This is a genomic window from Kitasatospora sp. NPDC092039 (assembly GCF_044756065.1).
Lineage (GTDB): Bacteria > Actinomycetota > Actinomycetes > Streptomycetales > Streptomycetaceae > Kitasatospora.
In genome coordinates this window covers 1-16,797 of record NZ_JBIVSD010000008.1, presented here as the reverse complement: position 1 = coordinate 16,797, position 16,797 = coordinate 1, and the positions used below count along the sequence as shown (strand labels likewise).

18 protein-coding genes and 1 pseudogene are annotated in these 16,797 nt (G+C 74.7%); 12 read left to right on the top strand and 7 right to left on the bottom strand.

Translation table 11 applies throughout. The features are described from left to right. The 5 genes and pseudogenes from ACIQI7_RS17500 to ACIQI7_RS17480 all read left to right on the top strand — a co-directional run. Nucleotides 1-294, top strand: a pseudogene (locus tag ACIQI7_RS17500) (DEAD/DEAH box helicase); the annotation flags it as partial. A gap of 153 nt (nucleotides 295-447) precedes the next feature. Beyond that, nucleotides 448-1,323 carry an alpha/beta fold hydrolase gene (locus ACIQI7_RS17495; RefSeq protein WP_401110543.1) on the top strand — a complete coding sequence of 292 codons (876 nt, stop codon included), beginning with the start codon at nucleotides 448-450 and terminating at the stop codon, nucleotides 1,321-1,323. A gap of 412 nt (nucleotides 1,324-1,735) precedes the next feature. Continuing rightward, nucleotides 1,736-1,894, top strand: a complete 159-nt coding sequence (locus tag ACIQI7_RS17490) for a hypothetical protein (protein ID WP_387750627.1) — start codon at nucleotides 1,736-1,738, stop codon at nucleotides 1,892-1,894. Nucleotides 1,895-2,200: 306 nt separating this feature from the next. Beyond that, complete coding sequence (locus ACIQI7_RS17485; protein ID WP_387749931.1) at nucleotides 2,201-2,839, top strand: DUF6758 family protein; 639 nt, start codon at nucleotides 2,201-2,203, stop codon at nucleotides 2,837-2,839. A gap of 101 nt (nucleotides 2,840-2,940) precedes the next feature. Next, nucleotides 2,941-3,801, top strand: a complete 861-nt coding sequence (locus ACIQI7_RS17480) for a PHP domain-containing protein (protein ID WP_401110540.1) — start codon at nucleotides 2,941-2,943, stop codon at nucleotides 3,799-3,801. Between the two features lie 138 nt (nucleotides 3,802-3,939). Here the strand turns inward: ACIQI7_RS17480 and ACIQI7_RS17475 are convergent, their stop codons facing one another. Continuing rightward, nucleotides 3,940-4,581 carry a suppressor of fused domain protein gene (locus tag ACIQI7_RS17475; RefSeq protein ID WP_401110537.1) on the bottom strand — a complete coding sequence of 214 codons (642 nt, stop codon included), beginning with the start codon at nucleotides 4,579-4,581 and terminating at the stop codon, nucleotides 3,940-3,942. 464 nt (nucleotides 4,582-5,045) lie between these two features. Between ACIQI7_RS17475 and corA the strand changes: the two genes are divergently transcribed. Then, a complete protein-coding gene (gene corA / locus ACIQI7_RS17470; protein WP_387749922.1) occupies nucleotides 5,046-6,167 on the top strand; it encodes a magnesium/cobalt transporter CorA in 1,122 nt (373 codons plus the stop codon). A 19-nt stretch (nucleotides 6,168-6,186) separates the two neighbouring features. Here corA and ACIQI7_RS17465 read toward each other — a convergent pair whose 3' ends face one another. Further along, nucleotides 6,187-7,119 (bottom strand): DMT family transporter, encoded by a 933-nt coding sequence (locus tag ACIQI7_RS17465; protein WP_401110533.1) that lies wholly within the window; start codon nucleotides 7,117-7,119, stop codon nucleotides 6,187-6,189. Between the two features lie 163 nt (nucleotides 7,120-7,282). Here ACIQI7_RS17465 and ACIQI7_RS17460 point away from each other — a divergent pair, with 163 nt between their 5' ends. The 4 genes from ACIQI7_RS17460 to ACIQI7_RS17445 all read left to right on the top strand — a co-directional run bounded on the left by ACIQI7_RS17460 (nucleotide 7,283) and on the right by ACIQI7_RS17445 (nucleotide 11,091). Next, nucleotides 7,283-7,822: a hypothetical protein gene (locus ACIQI7_RS17460; protein WP_401110531.1), complete on the top strand. Its 540-nt coding sequence runs from the start codon at nucleotides 7,283-7,285 to the stop codon at nucleotides 7,820-7,822. A gap of 128 nt (nucleotides 7,823-7,950) precedes the next feature. Beyond that, complete coding sequence (locus tag ACIQI7_RS17455) at nucleotides 7,951-9,249, top strand: magnesium transporter MgtE N-terminal domain-containing protein (RefSeq protein WP_401110528.1); 1,299 nt, start codon at nucleotides 7,951-7,953, stop codon at nucleotides 9,247-9,249. Nucleotides 9,250-9,325: 76 nt separating this feature from the next. Continuing rightward, nucleotides 9,326-9,874 (top strand): DUF1003 domain-containing protein, encoded by a 549-nt coding sequence (locus tag ACIQI7_RS17450; RefSeq protein ID WP_401111030.1) that lies wholly within the window; start codon nucleotides 9,326-9,328, stop codon nucleotides 9,872-9,874. 56 nt (nucleotides 9,875-9,930) lie between these two features. Then, entirely contained in the window at nucleotides 9,931-11,091 is a 1,161-nt protein-coding gene (locus ACIQI7_RS17445) for an Mrp/NBP35 family ATP-binding protein (protein WP_387749910.1), read from the top strand. Nucleotides 11,092-11,153: 62 nt separating this feature from the next. On the opposite strand, the gene ACIQI7_RS17440 is transcribed toward ACIQI7_RS17445, so the two are convergent. The 4 genes from ACIQI7_RS17440 to sigE all read right to left on the bottom strand — a co-directional run bounded on the left by ACIQI7_RS17440 (nucleotide 11,154) and on the right by sigE (nucleotide 14,386). Continuing rightward, nucleotides 11,154-11,822, bottom strand: coding sequence for a hypothetical protein (locus tag ACIQI7_RS17440; RefSeq protein WP_387749907.1), 669 nt, complete (start codon nucleotides 11,820-11,822; stop codon nucleotides 11,154-11,156). A 232-nt stretch (nucleotides 11,823-12,054) separates the two neighbouring features. Next, nucleotides 12,055-12,489: a sec-independent translocase gene (locus tag ACIQI7_RS17435; protein WP_401110524.1), complete on the bottom strand. Its 435-nt coding sequence runs from the start codon at nucleotides 12,487-12,489 to the stop codon at nucleotides 12,055-12,057. Nucleotides 12,490-12,647: 158 nt separating this feature from the next. Further along, nucleotides 12,648-13,544 carry a zf-HC2 domain-containing protein gene (locus tag ACIQI7_RS17430; protein WP_401110521.1) on the bottom strand — a complete coding sequence of 299 codons (897 nt, stop codon included), beginning with the start codon at nucleotides 13,542-13,544 and terminating at the stop codon, nucleotides 12,648-12,650. A 110-nt stretch (nucleotides 13,545-13,654) separates the two neighbouring features. Further along, the gene (sigE, locus tag ACIQI7_RS17425; RefSeq protein ID WP_387750584.1) at nucleotides 13,655-14,386 is read right to left on the bottom strand and encodes an RNA polymerase sigma factor SigE; all 732 of its coding nucleotides are present in this window, start codon (nucleotides 14,384-14,386) and stop codon (nucleotides 13,655-13,657) included. Between the two features lie 288 nt (nucleotides 14,387-14,674). On the opposite strand from sigE, the gene ACIQI7_RS17420 reads away from it, so the two are divergent. After that, nucleotides 14,675-15,307 carry an O-methyltransferase gene (locus ACIQI7_RS17420; RefSeq protein WP_045700929.1) on the top strand — a complete coding sequence of 211 codons (633 nt, stop codon included), beginning with the start codon at nucleotides 14,675-14,677 and terminating at the stop codon, nucleotides 15,305-15,307. A gap of 133 nt (nucleotides 15,308-15,440) precedes the next feature. Here the strand turns inward: ACIQI7_RS17420 and ACIQI7_RS17415 are convergent, their stop codons facing one another. Next, nucleotides 15,441-15,608, bottom strand: coding sequence for a DUF3117 domain-containing protein (locus ACIQI7_RS17415; protein ID WP_014137929.1), 168 nt, complete (start codon nucleotides 15,606-15,608; stop codon nucleotides 15,441-15,443). A gap of 297 nt (nucleotides 15,609-15,905) precedes the next feature. On the opposite strand from ACIQI7_RS17415, the gene ACIQI7_RS17410 reads away from it, so the two are divergent. Next, nucleotides 15,906-16,706, top strand: coding sequence for an enoyl-CoA hydratase-related protein (locus tag ACIQI7_RS17410; RefSeq protein WP_387749898.1), 801 nt, complete (start codon nucleotides 15,906-15,908; stop codon nucleotides 16,704-16,706). Nucleotides 16,707-16,797 lie beyond the last annotated feature (91 nt).

The window sequence follows — 16,797 nt, the reverse complement described above, 5'->3', positions numbered from 1 at the left end:
GCTGCCGAGGCTCCCGCGGCCGCTGCCGAGGAGGTCGCCGAGGCTCCGGCCCCGGCGAAGAAGGCCACCCGGGCCCGCAAGCCGAAGGCCGAGACCGTCGAGGCGGCCGCGGCCACCGAGACCGCCGAGGCCCCCGCCCCGGCCAAGAAGGCCACCCGGGCCCGCAAGCCCAAGGCCGTCGCCGAGACCGCTCCGGAGGCCCCGGCCGCCGAGGCCGCCGAGGTCCCGGCCCCCCGCAAGCGCACCCGCGCCCGCAAGGTCGCCGCGCCCGTGGAGGCCACCCCGGAGAGCTGACACCCCGGTGTCTCCCCCGAGGGGGCGAGCCAGGCCGACCCGGCCGGGCCCGCCCCCTCGGGCCGTTCCACGGCCTAAGCTCGGGTGCGCCGGGCGTCGGGGAGCCGACGACAGGACCGCAGGTCACCGGTAGGACAGCAGGGAGAGCAGCCCATGAGCACGCCGCCGTTCCTGACGCTGCCCGGGTGTGCGCGGGCCGAGCGCGTGGTGACCGCGCGCGGGGAGTTCGCGGCGCTGCGGGCGGAGCCGGCCGGGCCGGTGCGCGGCTCGGCCCTGCTGGTGCCGGGGTTCAGCGGCAGCAAGGAGGACTTCATCGCACTGCTGGAGCCGCTGGCGGCCGCCGGGTACCGGGTGACGGCCGTGGACCAGCGCGGGCAGTACCAGACCGGCGGGCCGGACGACCCGGCGGCGTACGGCGTCGGGTCGCTCGGCGAGGACGTCCGGGCGCTCACCGGGGTGCTGGCGGCCGACGGCGTTCCCCTGCACCTGCTGGGGCACTCCTTCGGCGGTCAGGTGGTGCGCGAGGCGGTGATCGCCGCGGCCGCCGAGGGACCGCTGCCCTGGCGCTCGCTGACCCTGGTGTCCACCGGTCCGGGCGCGATCGACCCGGCCGAGGCGGCCCGCACCGGGCTGCTCCTGGACGCCCTGCGGGGGATGGACCTGGAGCAGATCTGGCAGGTCATGCGGCAGCTGGAGGCGCAGAGCGGGCGGCCGCGGCCGGTCCTGGACCCGGCCGTCGCGGAGTTCCTGCACCGGCGCTGGCTGGCCAACGTGCCGCGGGCGCTGTCCGTCACCGGCGCCCACCTGGTGGCCGCGCCGGACCGGGTGGCGGAGCTGGCCGCCGTCACCGCCGGGCTGCCGCTGCTGGTGCTGTCCGGGGTGCGGGACTACGCCTGGCCGGTCCCGGAGCAGACCGCGATGGCCGAGCGCCTGGGCGCCCGCCGGGTGGTGGTCGCGGACGCCGGCCACTCCCCCAACGCCGAGCAGCCGGCCGCCACGGCCGAGGCGCTGGCCGCGTTCTGGGCCTGACCGCTCCGTCGCCGGAGCGGGCCGGCCCCGGACCGGTTCCACCGGTCGGCCGAAAGTGGTCTGTACCACTTCTTCGACTTCGATCGGCTTCAACACAGGACAAAAGTCGTTAGTTACGGTAATCTTTGATTCTGTCCGGGAATCATCGCCGGCCTCCGCTCCGGCGCCGATCATCCGAAACCCGGACTTCACGGGCGGGCAACCGCCCGGTAGCACCGCCGCCTCACCGTGGTACCCGAGGCCCTGGACGCACCGCGCGAGCAGGGGGACCCCCTGTCGCAGCGGACCGCCGTACGCGCGACCACGAACCGCCCGGTCCGGCCTCACCGCCGGATCCGCACGATCCCCGAAAGGGCTGATACCCACTCAGCCGCGACCGCCCCGCCCCGCGGGGCCAGGAAAGGAGACGCCCATGACGAAGACCATGCGCTTCGAGATCGTCCGACTGGACGACGCCAACGGCTCCGCCACCGACCGCGAGATCGCCGATGCCGCCACCGTGCGCGAGGCCGTCCAGGCCGCCGCCCGCACCGGCGAACGCCTGCTCATCCGTCCGTGCCCGACCGTCTGACCCGGTGCGGCGCCTCCGGTCCGGAGTCCTCACCCGCCGCCGATGAGCCGGGAGCGTCCGATCCGGACGTTCCGATACCCGACTGACGCCCCGTCACCGCATTCGCCGATGACGGGGCGTCAGTGTGTCCGGCGCGGAGCCCGGGACGTTTGCCGCCGCCCGTGACGGGACATCCCCCAACGGGAACCGCCCGCGCCGCGCCCACCCCGCGCCGGTCGGGCGCCCGCCACCGACAGGTGCCGCCGAGCCCTCCGTACGGGTGATCGTCCTTGACGCGGCGGTCCGGAGGGAGGAGCGTTGACGGCTATGAGGGGCGAGCCAAGCTGCCCGAGGTGCGCCGGTCGGGTCCGCGCCCCCGGTCTGTTCTCAGACACCTGGCAGTGCGACCGGCACGGAGCCGTGCACCCGATGCAGCCCGTGCTGCCACCGAGCGTGGAGGCCCTCGGCGTCGCCGTCGCCCGCTCCCAGGTCCCGGTCTGGCTGCCCTGGCCGCTCCCGGTCGGCTGGCTCTACACCGGCATCGCCCACGTCGGCGACGACGTCTCGGGCGCCCGGGCCACCGCCGTCGCCTGCTCCGGGCCGGCCCCGCTCGGCGGCTTCGGCGAACTGGTGCTGGTCGCCGAGGAACTGGGCGTCGGCCTCGGCGCCCGCTACGCCGGCATGCCCGGGCCGGACCCGGGCGACTCCGTCGGCCTCTACAAGCCCGCCGACGCCAAGCTGATGGCGGCCGGGCGGCCCACCCCGATGTTCCACGTCCCGGACGCCCCGGCCGACCGCGCGGTGTTCGTCGGCGAGGCCCGGGGCCTGTGGCTCTGGGCGGTCGCCTGGCCCGAGCAGTCCGCACTGGTGATGTACGACGAGCTGGTGCTGACCGACCTGCGCGAGGCCGGCGCCGAACTGGACCTGCTGCCCTGCGGGGCGCTCTCCCCCCGGCTGCTCGGCTGAGGGGCGTCCGGCGGGTCTCCGCCGGTCGGCCGGGCCCACCGGACACCCCTGACCGCTGGCCTATCCTGGGCGGCACCCACGAGCCCCCAGGAGCCCGATCCGTGCGCATCGACCTGCACGCCCACAGCAACGCCTCCGACGGCACCGACACCCCGGCCGAGCTGGTCGCGGCGGCCGTCGCCGCGGACCTCGACGTGGTGGCGCTGACCGACCACGACACCGTGGCCGGCCACGCCGAGGCCGCCGCGGCGGTGTGCGCGCTGCCCGCGGGCAGCCGGCTGACCGTCGTCCCGGGCGCCGAACTGTCCTGCGTGGTGGACGACATCAGCATGCACCTGCTGGCGTACCTGTTCGACCCCGAGGAGCCGGAGTTCGCGCGCGAGCGGGACCTGGTGCGCAACGACCGGTTCCGGCGCGGGCGGGCCGTCGTCGAACGCTGCCGGGAGCTCGGCGCGGAGATCACCTGGGAGCAGGTGCAGCGGATCGCCGGGACCGGCTCGGTCGGGCGGCCGCACATCGCCAGCGCGCTGGTCGAGGCGGGCGTGGTGGCCACCGTCTCGGACGCCTTCACGGCCGACTGGCTGGCCAACGGCGGGCGGGCGGACGTCCGCAAGCACGAGACCGACCCGGTCGCGGCGGTCCGGCTGGTCCGGGCGGCCGGCGGAGTCCCGGTGTTCGCCCACCCGGGGGCGGTCAAGCGCGGCCGGACGGTCTCCGACCAGGTGATCGCCGACCTGGCGGAGGCCGGGCTGGCCGCGCTGGAGGTCGACCACACCGACCACGACGAGGAGACCAGGGCCCGGCTGCGCGGCCTGGCCGGCGAACTCGGCCTGCTGGTCACCGGCTCCAGCGACTACCACGGCAGCCGCAAGACCGTCCGGCTCGGCGAGCACACCACCGACCCGGAGGTGTACGGGGCTCTGCTGGCGCAGGCCACCGGTGCGAAGCCGATCGAGCGCTGAGCCGACGCGGACCCTGGACCAGGGATCATGAGTCCCCGGTCCGGCGGACGGCGCCGCTGCCACTGCGGTGCCCCGGCGTACCGGAGCGCCGGGCGGGCGTACGGGCCGTCCCGCGCACCCGGCCTGACCGGGCGTCGGTCAGTCCAGCCGGACGCCGCGCCGGTCCGGGTCGCGCAGGTCGGCGCCCTGGTCGAGCCAGCGCTCCTGGAGCGCGGCCGCGCCGTGCACCCGCTTCCAGCCCGCCTCGTTGGGCGTCATCGGCAGCAGCGGCAGGAAGCGGACCGGGTCGGCCGGCCCGGCCAGCTCCAGGTCCTCGACCAGGCCTCCGGGTTCGGCCGCGAGCACCGAGGTGAAGGGCGCGCCGTCCCAGAGCGGGGAGCCGAGGTCCAGCGAGCCGCCCGGGGCCACCACCAGGCCCTCGACCTGCGGGGTGGCGGCGAAGGTGGCCAGGGTGCGCAGCACGCTGTCGCGCCCGCCCCGGACGGTGAGCACCAGTTCCACGCGCGGGCCGCGCACCTGGTCGGCGACGGGTGAGGTGGGGTCGGCCATCGGCGCGGCGGACATGCCGAGGGTCGCGTACCGCACCAGGCCCTCGGCGTCCGGGCCGAAGCGCAGCACCTCGATCCGGTCGGCCCCGAGGAAGGTGACCGCGGCGCGGCCGCCCGGTTCGCCGAAGGTGGAGATCAGCCGGGCCTCGACGGCGGCCAGCACCGCCTCCCGGGAGAGCTCCGGGGAGTTGCCGCCGTGGGGGTCGCCGAAGAGCGGGAAGTCGTGCGCCATGCCGGTGAGCGTAACCCCCGAGGGTCGGCGGGCCGCGTCGGGGCGGGCCGGAGGCGGCCGCGGGCGGGGTCGGACGGGGCGGCGTCCCCGGTCCCGTAAAGGCTTCGGAAACCTCCGGGAAACCCGTCGGCGTCGACGCCCGGTCAGATGTTAGGGTGAGCGACTGGCCACCGGAACCGTTTCGTTCCGGGGCGGCGGCGCGAAGGAGGTGGTTGCGGTGGATACCGGCCGACCATGCAGTACCGGCAGCTCTGCCCGGCCCCGCCTTCCCCGTACCCAGCGCCCCGCAGGCCCAACCGGCTGAATCAGCCGCGGTAGCCCCGGGCATGGGCCCCACGACGGACGGACCGGCCGGGAGAGCACTTTCATTCCCCGTTTCACCGGTGTTCTCCGCCGTCGTACCGCGGCCGAACGTTTTTCCTTCCGCGCCGCCGCGCGACGGTTCCTGCCTCTGGGAGCCTGCCATGTCGATGATCAACAGCCTGCGCGCCGCCGTCCGCACCAACCGCCGCCGCGTCGCGGCCGGCGTCTACGACGTCCTGCCCGAGGACGCCGCCTCGGCGGTCGTGGACTGCGCCGTCTACCAGCACGGCAGGCGCAGGGGCGAGACCTGCAGCCCGCGCGAGGCCGCCCGCCGGGTCAAGGCCGCGCACCAACTCCCCGAGGAGCAGGGCTCGTTCAGCTGGATCGGGCTGCACGAGCCGACCGAGGCCGAGTTCGAGGGGATCGCCCAGCGCTTCGGCCTGCACCCGCTCGCGGTCGAGGACGCGGTGCACGCGCACCAGCGGCCCAAGGTCGAGCGCTACGACGACGTGCTGTTCGCCGTCTTCAAGACCATCCGCTACGTCGAGCACGACCAACTGACGCCCACCAGCGAGGTGGTGGAGACCGGCGAGCTGATGGTCTTCGCCGGCCCGGACTTCGTGATCACCGTCCGGCACGGCGGCCACGGTTCGCTGCAGGAGCTGCGCCACCGGCTGGAGGCCGACGCGGACGAGGCCGGGCTGCTCGCCAAGGGCCCGTCGGCGGTGCTGCACGCGATCGCCGACCACGTCGTGGACAACTACCTGCTGGTCGCCGAGCGGCTCCAGAACGACGTGGACGAGATCGAGTACGGCGTCTTCTCGGCCAAGGGCGGGCGCAGCGCGGACGTCGGCCGGGTCTACCAACTCAAGCGCGAGGTGCTGGAGTTCAAGCGCGCCGTGGTGCCGCTGCTGCGCCCGATGCAGCAGCTGTCCGAGCCGCTCCAGCGGCTGGTCGACCCGGACATCCAGAAGTACTTCCGGGACGTCGCCGACCACCTGGCCCGGGTCGCCGAGCAGGTGCACGGCTTCGACGAGCTGCTGAACTCGCTGTTGCAGGCGAACCTGGCGCAGGTCTCGGTGGCGCAGAACGAGGACATGCGCAAGATCACCGCCTGGGCGGCGATCTTCGCGGTGCCCACCATGATCACCGGCGTCTACGGCATGAACTTCGACTACATGCCCGAGCTGCACCACGAGTACGGCTACCCGACGGTGCTCGGCGCGATCGTGGTGATCTGCTTCGGGATGTACCGGGGCTTCCGCCGCAACGGCTGGCTCTGAGCGCCGGCGCCGCCCGCGGCTACCGGCGCCCGCCGCGGGCGACCAGGACCAGGCCGAGCAGGATCAGCACCACCGCCGGGTAGGCGGCCGCCGGGGGCCACTGGCCCAGCCAGAGGGCGGCGATCAGGGTCGCGCCCGGGGTCTCCAGCAGGATCGCGGTGGAGGTGATCGACGGCCCGAGGCTGCGCACCACGCGGTTGCTCAGCGAGTGGCCGAGCAGCTGGGCGGCGACCATCAGCAGCACGATCTGCCACCACACCCCGGCCGGCCAGCCGGCCAGCGGCGTCCCGGCGACCAGGCAGATCCCCAGCAGCACCACCGCCGTGGTGGCGTAGCAGACCAGGGTGTACGCGGTGGTGCTGACGGTCCTGCGGACCTCGGCGCCCAGCAGCATGTACCCGGCCGCGGCCAGGCCGGCGGCGAGCGCGAGCGCGTCGCCGAGCAGCGCGCGCGGGGAGAGCGAGAGGTCCACCCCGGTCAGCACCAGCACGCCGGCGAAGGCGACGGTCGTGCCGAGCCAGACCAGCCGGGGCGCCCGGACGCCCATCAGCCGCATCAGCAGGATGGTCCACAGCGGAGTGGTGGTGACCAGGGCGGTGGCCGAGGCCACCGAGGTCATCCGCAGGCTGGGCATCCAGAGCGCGAAGTGCACGGCGAGCAGCGCCCCGGCGGCCACCGCGAGCAGCAGCGCCCGCCGGCCGATCCCGCGCAGTTCGGCGCGGTGGCGCAGCAGCGCGTACGGGCCGAGGACGCCGACCGACATGACGTTGCGCCAGAAGGCGATCGCCAGCGCGGGCGCGGCGGTGGCGCTGATCAGCGGGCCGGACAGCGAGATGCCGCCGATCGAGACGGCGAGCAGCAGCAGGTCGAGGGTGGGCAGCGGGTGCGCCGGGGCCGGGCCGGCGGTCGCGGGGGTGGCGGAGGGGGCGGTCGCGGGCCGGGCGGCGGGCACGGCGCTCCTTGCTGGTCGCGGGGGTGGGGCGGTCACACGGGGGTGGGGCGGTCATACGGTAAGGCCCGTGGCGGCTCAATGGAACTGTCGCCCGGGGGCTGAGACGTCCCGCGAGCCCCGGTCGCCCCACCGGACGGGCCCCGGTGGCCGTACGCTGTCCGCCATGGACCGTACGCCCGCCGCCGCGACCGCCGACGACTTCCTCGACCAGGCCCTGCTGGAGGAGGCCGCGAAGAAGTCCGGCCTGCTCTGGGTGCGCGCGGACGGCCAGGAGCACGCCCGGCCGCTGTGGCACGCCTGGCACGACGGCGCGGTCGTGGTGGTCGGCGGGGGCGGCGAGCAGCCGCTGCACGGCCTGGAGCCCGGCGCGGGGGCCGTGGTCACCGTCCGCAGCAAGGACAAGGGCGGCCGGCTGACCGGCTGGAGCGCCCGGGTGGTCGAGCTGGCCCCGGACGGCGAGGCCTGGCTGGGCGCCGTCGAGGAGCTCAAGGGCAAGCGGCTGAACGCGCCCGACACCGACGCCATCACCGCCCGCTGGGCCCGCGAGTGCCGGGTGCTGCGACTGGAGCCGGCCGGCCCGCTCACCGAGCGCCCCGGGGCGATGCCGGACGGCTCGCACGCCGCGCGGCCGGTGCCCACCCCGGCCACCACCCGCCGCCCGGTCCCGGCCGGGCTGCCCAAACTGCTGTTCAAGCGCCGCTGAAGCTTCACGCCCCGGACTCGTCCGACGGCTACCGTGCCTCCGGGCCGGGCTCCCGCCGCGCGGGTAGCCTTGGCCGCGAGTGCGCCCCCGGCGCACTACCGGTACGGCGTCGAGGGAGTCGAGGGTTTATGGCAGGGCCAGGCACCCGGGTCTTCATCTCCCACCTGTCCGCCATCGCGGTCTTCGACCCGAACGGCGACCAGGTCGGCCGGGTCCGGGACGTGGTCGTCTCGCTGCGGCTCGGCGGCCGCCCGCCGCGCGTGCTCGGCCTGGTGGTCGAGGTGGTCGGCCGGCGCCGGATCTTCCTGCCGATGACCCGGGTGACCAGCCTGGAGTCCGGCCAGGTGCTCACCACCGGCGTGATCAACCTGCGCCGCTTCGAGCAGCGCCCGTCCGAGACCCTGGTGCTCGCCGAGCTGCTGGACCGCACCGTCACCTGGTCCAAAACCGGTGAGGAGGTCACCGTGCTGGACGTCGGCATGGTGCAGACCCGGCTGCGCGAGTGGGAGATCAGCAAGGTCTTCGTCCAGGTCGGCCGGGCCGGCCGGCTGCGCAAGGGCAAGGGCGAGCGGCTCACCCTGGACTGGCAGGACGTCACCGGCTTCTCGGTGCCCGAGCAGGACCAGGGCGCGGCCAACCTGCTCGCCACCTTCGAGCAGCTGCGCCCCGCCGACCTCGCCAGCGTGCTGCACCACCTGTCCGCCAAGCGCCGCGCCGAGGTGGCCGCCGCCCTCGACGACGAGCGGCTGGCCGACGTCCTGGAGGAGCTGCCCGAGGACGACCAGGTCGAGATCATCGGCAAGCTCCAGGAGGAGCGCGCCGCCGACGTCCTGGAGGCGATGGACCCGGACGACGCCGCCGACCTGCTCTCCGAGCTGCCCGGCGAGGAGGCCGAGCGGCTGCTCCAGCTGATGGAGCCGGAGGAGGCCGCTCCGGTGCGCCGCCTGCTGACGTACGAGGAGGACACCGCCGGCGGTCTGATGACCACCGAGCCGATCGTGCTGGAGCCGGACGCGACGGTCGCCGAGGCGCTGGCCCGGGTCCGGATCAGCGACCACAAGCCCGCGCTGGCCGCGCAGGTCTTCGTCTGCCGCCCGCCGAACGAGACCCCGACCGGCCGCTACCTGGGCACCGTGCACTTCCAGCGGCTGCTGCGCGAGCCCCCGTACGTCCTGGTCGGCTCGCTGCTGGACGACGACCTGGACCCGCTGCCGCCGGACACCCCGCTGTCGCTGATCACCAGCTACCTGGCGACCTACAACCTGGTCGCCGCGCCGGTCGTGGACGAGGCGGACCACCTGCTCGGCGCGGTGACCGTCGACGACGTGCTCGACCACCTGCTGCCGGACGACTGGCGCGACGCCGCGCTGCACGCCCACGACGAGGAGCAGGACGACGACAGGGAAGGGGTGACCGGTGGACGGTGACCGCAACGGACGGCCGGACGACTCCGCGCGCCGGCGCCTCCAGGGCGAACTGCGCCGACTGCGTCAGCTGCGCGAGCTGCGCACCCGCGAGGGCGGCCGGGACCGGCGCGCGGAGACCGCGCCGATCACCGGCACCGGCCGCGCCCGGCTCGACCAGCCGCGCACCGCGCGGCCCGGCCTGCTCACGCTGCCCTCCTACGACCCGGAGGCCTTCGGCGTCCTGTCCGAGCGGATCGCCCGCTTCCTCGGCACCGGGCGGTTCATCGTCTGGATGACGGTGGTGGTCGTCGTCTGGATAGCGTGGAACACCCTGCTGCCGGCGAGCGCGCGCTTCGACGAGTACCCGTTCATCTTCCTGACCCTGGCGCTGTCCCTGCAGGCCTCGTACGCGGCCCCGCTGATCCTGCTGGCGCAGAACCGCCAGGACAACCGGGACCGGGTCAACATGGAGCAGGACCGCGCCCGCAGCGACCGCAACATCGCCGACACCGAGTACCTGACCCGCGAGGTCGCCGCCCTGCGGCACGGGCTCGGCGAGGTCGCCACCCGTGACTTCATCCGGTCCGAACTCCAGTCGCTGCTCAAGGAGATCGACGAGCGCCGGGACGCCCCCGAGGCGCTGTGACCGGCGGCACGCTACCGGCGGGTTAAGGGGGTCCGTCGGCGCCGTACCATCAAGGCATGGCCAACGAGACAGAGGTCGCGGCCGGCGTCACGGAGGAGTCCGTACGCCAGGCGCTGGCGACCGTCAACGACCCGGAGATCAACCGCCCGATCACCGAGATCGGCATGGTGAAATCGGTCGGGATCGCCGAGGGCGGCGCGGTGCGCGTCGCGGTCTACCTGACGGTCTCCGGCTGTCCGATGCGCGACACCATCGTCACCCGGGTGCGCGAGGCGGTCGGGAAGGTCCCCGGCGTGACCGGCGTCGAGGTCGAGCTCGACGTGATGAGCGACGAGCAGCGCAAGGAGCTGTCCCAGCTGCTGCGCGGCGGTGCGCCCGAGCGGGAGATCCCGTTCGCCAAGCCGGGCACCCTGACCCGGGTCTACGCCGTCGCCTCCGGCAAGGGCGGCGTCGGCAAGTCCTCGGTGACCGTCAACCTGGCGGCCGCGATGGCCGCCGACGGCCTGAAGGTCGCGGTGGTGGACGCCGACATCTACGGCCACAGCGTGCCGCGCATGCTGGGCGTCGAGGGCCGGCCGACCCAGGTCCAGGACATGATCATGCCGCCGCAGGCGAACGGCGTGAAGGTCATCTCGATCGGCATGTTCACCCCGGGCAACGCCCCGGTGGTGTGGCGCGGCCCGATGCTGCACCGCGCGCTCCAGCAGTTCCTCGCCGACGTCTGGTGGGGCGACCTGGACGTGCTGCTGCTGGACCTGCCGCCCGGCACCGGCGACATCGCGATCTCGGTGGCCCAGCTGGTCCCCAACGCGGAGATCCTGATCGTCACCACCCCGCAGATGGCCGCCGCCGAGGTGGCCGAGCGGGCGGGCACCATCGCGGTGCAGACCCACCAGAAGATCGTCGGCGTGATCGAGAACATGTCCGGCATGCCGTGCCCGCACTGCGACGAGATGATCGACGTCTTCGGCACCGGCGGCGGCCAGACCGTCGCGGACGCGCTCACCCGCACCGTCGGCGCGACTGTCCCGGTGCTCGGCTCGATCCCGATCGACGTGCGGCTGCGCGAGGGCGGCGACGACGGCCGCCCGGTCGTGCTCGCCGCGCCGGACTCCCCGGCCGGCGCCGCCCTGCGCGCGGTGGCCGGCAAGCTCGGCGGCCGCCAGCGCGGCCTGTCCGGGATGTCGCTGGGCCTGACGCCCAGGAACAAGTTCTGACGCCGTGACCGACGCGGGGCCGGGTGGGCGACCACCCGGCCCCGCGTCGTACCGCCGCGGCCCTACGGCCGGGTGTAGGCGGCCAGGTCCGGGACGGTGGAGAAGCCGATGCCGTAGGCGCTGACGCCGCGGCCGTAGGCGCCGAGCAGGACGCCGGGGGCCTCGCCGGCCAGCACCCAGCCGTACTCGGACTCGCGGTAGCGGAAGGGCTGCGGCAGGCCGTTGACCGGCAGGCTGAGGGTGGACCAGCCGGGGCCGGCCAGGTCGTCGGCGAGGTCCCAGGCGAGGCTGCTCTGCTGGTCCAGCCAGTCCTGGCGCAGCGACCGGTCCAGCTGACCGGGCCAGGTCCCGGCGAGCAGGCCGGAGCCGGCCAGCCAGGCGGCGGAGGAGGCGGAGGTCGCCTCCAGGGTGCCGGTGTTGTCGGCGCTGCGGCGGCTGTCCCGGCGGGCCACGGTGACCACGACGGCGAACTTCCGCACGTCGCGCGGCTCGTACCGCTGGGCCGGCTCCTCGCCGTGGCCGAGCGAGCCGTAGTCGACGCTGCCCGCGGTGCGCGGGCCGGCGCCGGCCTGCACCAGGAAGCGACGGCCGGTCCAGCCCTCGTCCAGCCCGTACCAGGGGAAGTCGGCGGACAGGTAGGGCACCAGCGGGTCCGCCGGGCCGGCCTGTCCGCCGACCACCGGGCCGCCGGCCGTGGCCGTCGCCCCTCCCGCCTGACTCGTCGCGTCCATCCCCGGGCCTCCTCAAACACACGTTTGCCTGCCGTGGCGCGCTCCCATGGTGGCGTACCGCGGCGCTCCCCGGGGCCGTTCCTGGTCCGCGACGGGCGCGGGGTGACGGACGGCTCAGCGGGAACAATCAGCACAATAGCGGCGCACACGCCACCGCCCCGCTCAGCCGGGTGGCCGGGCGGGGCGGTGGCGCGGCGCCGGGGCGCCGAACGCGGTACGGATCAGACGCGGATCAGGTGGCGTCGGGGTCGAACGGGGGCCGCTCGCCGGGTGCCAGCGGGGCGCCGGTGGAGGCGGGGGCGGAGTCGGACTTCTCGAAGCTGACGCTGCCGCTGCGGCCGTTGACCGGTGCCGCCGGCTTGTCGTCCAGGACGGAGCGGATGTCCAGCGAGTCCTTCATCTCCTTGAGGCCCAGCGGGTCCTCCTGGCCGCCCATCAGCTGCTTGCGGACGAAGGTCTTGGGGTTGAGGTCCTCGAACTCGAAGTCCTGGAACTCGGGGCCCAGCTCGCTGCGGATGTCCTCCTTCGCGTTGTCGGCGAAGGAGCGGATCTTCTTGATGAAGCCCATGGTGTCCTGGATCAGCTTCGGCAGCTTGTCCGGACCGAAGATGATGATCGCCATGATCACGAGGGTCAGGAGCTCCAGCCCACCTACGTCGCTGAACACCTTTGCTCCCTAGCTCGTCGGACGACGGTTCCTACAGGGTAATGGCCACCGGCGAGTCCCTGGTCCACGCTGGGATGAAGCCGTGGTAAAGACCTGCCGGTGGCCGGGACCGTCCGGAGGGAGGCTGGTCCGCGCGGCCCGGACCGTCGGGGGCGGCTCTAGCGGATCTGCTGGCGCAGGGCGGCGACGCCCCCGGGGAAGCGCTCCGGGGAGCCCGACGGGGCCGCGTCGCGGGTCACGGCGACCGGGCGGCCCGGGAAGTCCACCGGGACCTGGGCGTTCATCGGGACGAGGCCGCCGCCGCCCCGGCCGGTGCCGGGACCGGGCGGGCTGACGGTGGTGCCGTGGCGCTCCTCGCCCTGGGTGCCGAGCCCGCCGACACCGCCGAGCGTGACCGCGGCGACGGAGAAGGCGCCCGCGGCGGCGAACACCAGTCGGCGCCCGCGCGGGGCGGGGCGCAGGGCGGCCGCGGGGGCCTGCGGACGGGCCGGGACGGCGGGTTCCGGGCGGGCGGTGCGCCGGCCCATCAGCGGCCGCAGCACCGCGCCGCGCCCGAAGGCGCGCGGGTCGACCCCGGGCAGCGGGGCGTCGGCGCCGAGCGCGCCCGCACCGAAGGAGGCGCCGGCGCCGCGGCCGAAGGAGCCGCCGTCGAGCCGGCTGCCGCCGAGCGTGCCGGCGGCCGCGACCCCGCCGCCGGGCAGGTCGTCGTCGTCATCGCGGCGCCCGCGACCGGCCGGCCGGTCGCGGTCCGCGGGGGCGTCGTCGGGGAGGTTGCCGACGGCCATCAGCCGGGCCATCAGCGCGGAGGACGGGCCGGGGGTGCCGGTGCCGGTCAGCAGGTGCTTGACGGCACGGCCCTCGTCGGCCTCGGCGAGGCACTGCGGACAGGTCGCCAGGTGGGCCTGGACGCGGTCGCGGGAGTCGTGGCCGAGCTCGCCGTCCAGGAAGGCGGAGAGGCGCTCGCCGAGGTGGTGCTCCTCGGCGGCGGGTGCGGCGGGACGGACGGGAAGCGCGTGCAGCGCCGTGTCCGCGGGCAGGGCCACCGCGGGCAGCACGGGCTCACCGGGTTCGTCGCTTCCGCGGCGGCCCGGCAGGGCCCAGCCCCGTCGGCTCGGAGGCCGGTCGGACGCGTCCGACCGGTCCGAGCCGGACCGGCTGGTTCCGCTCACGGTCGCCTCCGTCCGCGCCCACCGGGCGCGACCGCGGCCTCGACCGCGCCGACGCCCACCGGCACCGGCTCCTCCGAGCCGCCGCGGCGCTCACGGCCGGGGGCCGAGCCGGGGGCGCGGTGCTTGAGCGCGGCGCGCAGGTGCGAGCGGCCGCGGTGGATGCGGCTGCGGACGGTGCCGAGCTTGACGCCCAGCGTGGCGGCGATCTCCTCGTAGGACAGGCCCTCGATGTCGCAGAGCACCACGGCGGCGCGGAACTCCGGCGCGAGGGTGTCCAGGGCCTGCTGCACGTCGGCGTCGAAGTGGGTGTCGCTGAAGTGCTGGGCCGGGCTGGGCTCGCGGGAGGCGAGCCGCTCGGCCGCGTCCTCGCCGAGCGCGTCGAAGCGGATGCGCTGGCGGCGGCGGACCATGTCCAGGAAGAGGTTGGTGGTGATCCGGTGCAGCCAGCCCTCGAACGTGCCGGGGGTGTAGGTGGACAGCGAGCGGAACACCCGGACGAAGACCTCCTGGGTGAGGTCCTCGGCGTCGTGCTGGTTGCCCGTCAGGCGGTAGGCGAGCCGGTAGACCCGGGCGCTGTGCGCCTCGACGATCTCCTCCCAGGTGGGCGGAGTCCAGGTCTGCGCGTCGGGACCCTCGGTGAAGGTCGCGAGGGCGGGGGCCTCGGTGGCACCGGCGGCCGGCGTGGCGGCCCCGGGCTGGTCCAGGTCGGAGTGCGCAGGCTGGTTCATCACGGGCTTCGGCGTACGGGCCGACGTGGTGCCGCGGAAGTGCCGCCGCACGGGGACGTCGCCCTCGGCCACACCTCCTCGGTCGGCTCTTCTGCCCAGCAGGGCCACCACCATATCCACCTCACCCGTCAAGCCCGGATAAAAGTGCCCGGGAGGTCTTCCGCACCCGGTCCGACATGACAACGGCCCGCCGCCGTACGCGGTTCCCGGTCGGCCAGTAATCTGTGCCAGGAAATATCGACATCCCTCGGCACCGGGCCGCCGCCCGGGGCTCCGAAAGAGGCAGCCATCAGCGAGTTCGGGCCCGCACGCGCGGCCCTCGCCGACACCTACGTGGGCGAGGACGCCGTGCTGACCTACGCCCGGGCGCAGTCCGCGCGGACCGGGATACGGGCGATCGGGCCGAGCGGCGGGGCCTGCCTGCGCCTGCTGGCGGCCGCGCTGGACGCCAAGGCGGTGGCCGAGATCGGCACCGGCACCGGGGTGTCCGGGGTCTACCTGCTGCGCGGGATGCGGCCGGACGGCGTGCTCACCACGGTGGACTCGGAGCCGGTGCGCCAGCAGCTGGCCCGCGAGGCGTACCAGGCGGCCGGGTTCGCGGCCAACCGCTCCCGGTTCATACCGGGCCGGGCGCTGGAGGTGCTGCCCCGGCTCGCCGACGGCCAGTACGACCTGGTGTTCTGCGACGGCGACCCGGCCGAGTCCCGCGAGTACCTGCTGGAGGCGCTGCGGCTGCTGCGGCCCGGCGGGATGGTCTGCTTCGAGGGGGTCTTCCAGGAGGGCCGGCTGGCCGAGCCGGAGCTCCAGGACCCGCAGACCGGAGCGGTCCGGGACCTGGTCCGGGACGTGCGGGAGAGCGACGCCCTGCTGCCGGCGCTGCTGCCGGTGTCGGACGGGCTGCTCTGCGCCGTCAAGCGCTGAACCCGGCGCCCCTCGGGGCCCCGGGCCGCCGGCCCGCGGACCCGGGCCGGGAAAACGTGCGGACCCGGGCCGACATGACGTCGTACCCGGGCCCGGCAGCGCATCTCCAGGAGATGGCGAGCACCTGCTGCGGTCAGCCGCAGGCCTTCTTCAGGGCCTCGCCGAGGGCGTCGGCCTCGTCAGGCGTGAGCTCCACCACAAGGCGTCCGCCGCCTTCGAGCGGAACGCGCATGATGATGCCCCGCCCCTCTTTGGTGACTTCGAGCGGGCCGTCACCCGTCCGCGGCTTCATGGCCGCCATGCTCGTTCCCCTTCCTGCAACCGCTCAGCTACGCACCGGCAGTCCGTCCACCGCCGGTATCGAACGCATTGATCGGAAGCCATTATCCCGCATGCCACGGGCTGATGACCAACATCACTCTCGGTGCAACCACGGCCGGACCGCCCCCAACCGCCGCAATTCACGTGATAAGCCCCGGCGTGGCGGCAGCGCGGACGCCACCGGAAGGTGCGATACCTCACACTCCCCAGCCCCCCGTGTGCTCCGGCATCCTGACACACACGACCGACACCGCCTCGACCCCGGGAGCCCTCACCCATGTCCGATTCCGTGCTGTACGACCTGGACGGCGGCCTCGCCGTCATCACCATCAACCGCCCGGAGGCGATGAACGCCCTCGACGTGGCCACCAAGGTCGCGCTGCGCGACACCGTGGCCGCCGCGGCCGCGGACCCGGCGGTGCGGGCCGTACTGCTGACCGGGGCGGGCGAGCGGGCGTTCTGCGTCGGGCAGGACCTGAACGAGCACCTGGCCATGCTGAAGCGGGCCGAGGAGACCGGCGAGGGCGCGCTGCGGACCGTCGCCGAGCACTACAACCCGCTGGTGCGGGCGCTGGCCGGGATGCGCAAGCCGACCGTCGCCGCGGTCGGCGGGGTGGCGGCCGGCGCCGGCGCCTCGCTCGCCTTCGCCTGCGACTTCCGCGTCCTGTCCGACCGGGCCGGCTTCAACACCGCCTTCGCCGGGATCGGGCTGACCGCCGACTCGGGCGCCTCCTGGACGCTGCCCCGGCTGGTCGGGCACGCCAAGGCGACCGAGCTGCTGATGCTGCCCCGGACGGTGAAGGCCGCCGAGGCGATGGAGCTGGGCCTGGCCACCAAGGTGGTCCCGGCCGAGGAACTCGCCGCCACCGCACGGGTCTTCGCCCGCGAGCTGGCGGAGGGCCCGACCGTCGCCTACGGCGCGATCAAGGAGTCGCTGGCGTACGGCGCGTCCCACTCGCTGGACGAACTCCTCGACAAGGAGGACGAGTTGCAGACCCTGGCGGGCGAGAGCGAGGACCACCGGATCGCGGTGCGCGCCTTCATCGCCAAGGAGAAGCCGAAGTACCTGGGCCGCTAGGGCGTGTCTGACAATTCGCGTCGGATCAGGGCGCGGCGTTGGGGTGCGTGCATCGCAAGGCGGAGGAGGGAGCCACTGCGGTGGGGGCACC

Excerpts from the sequence above, each read along its gene's own strand:
- ACIQI7_RS17410 (WP_387749898.1), top strand. The coding sequence starts at position 15,906 with ATGTCCGATTCCGTGCTGTACGACCTGGACGGCGGCCTCGCCGTCATC.
- ACIQI7_RS17440 (WP_387749907.1), bottom strand. The coding sequence starts at position 11,822 with ATGGACGCGACGAGTCAGGCGGGAGGGGCGACGGCCACGGCCGGCGGC.
- ACIQI7_RS17475 (WP_401110537.1), bottom strand. The coding sequence starts at position 4,581 with ATGGCGCACGACTTCCCGCTCTTCGGCGACCCCCACGGCGGCAACTCC.
- ACIQI7_RS17495 (WP_401110543.1), top strand. The coding sequence starts at position 448 with ATGAGCACGCCGCCGTTCCTGACGCTGCCCGGGTGTGCGCGGGCCGAG.
- sigE (WP_387750584.1), bottom strand. The coding sequence starts at position 14,386 with ATGAACCAGCCTGCGCACTCCGACCTGGACCAGCCCGGGGCCGCCACG.
- ACIQI7_RS17485 (WP_387749931.1), top strand. The coding sequence starts at position 2,201 with ATGAGGGGCGAGCCAAGCTGCCCGAGGTGCGCCGGTCGGGTCCGCGCC.
- ACIQI7_RS17455 (WP_401110528.1), top strand. The coding sequence starts at position 7,951 with ATGGCAGGGCCAGGCACCCGGGTCTTCATCTCCCACCTGTCCGCCATC.
- ACIQI7_RS17460 (WP_401110531.1), top strand. The coding sequence starts at position 7,283 with ATGGACCGTACGCCCGCCGCCGCGACCGCCGACGACTTCCTCGACCAG.
- ACIQI7_RS17445 (WP_387749910.1), top strand. The coding sequence starts at position 9,931 with ATGGCCAACGAGACAGAGGTCGCGGCCGGCGTCACGGAGGAGTCCGTA.
- corA (WP_387749922.1), top strand. The coding sequence starts at position 5,046 with ATGTCGATGATCAACAGCCTGCGCGCCGCCGTCCGCACCAACCGCCGC.
- ACIQI7_RS17415 (WP_014137929.1), bottom strand. The coding sequence starts at position 15,608 with ATGGCGGCCATGAAGCCGCGGACGGGTGACGGCCCGCTCGAAGTCACC.
- ACIQI7_RS17490 (WP_387750627.1), top strand. The coding sequence starts at position 1,736 with ATGACGAAGACCATGCGCTTCGAGATCGTCCGACTGGACGACGCCAAC.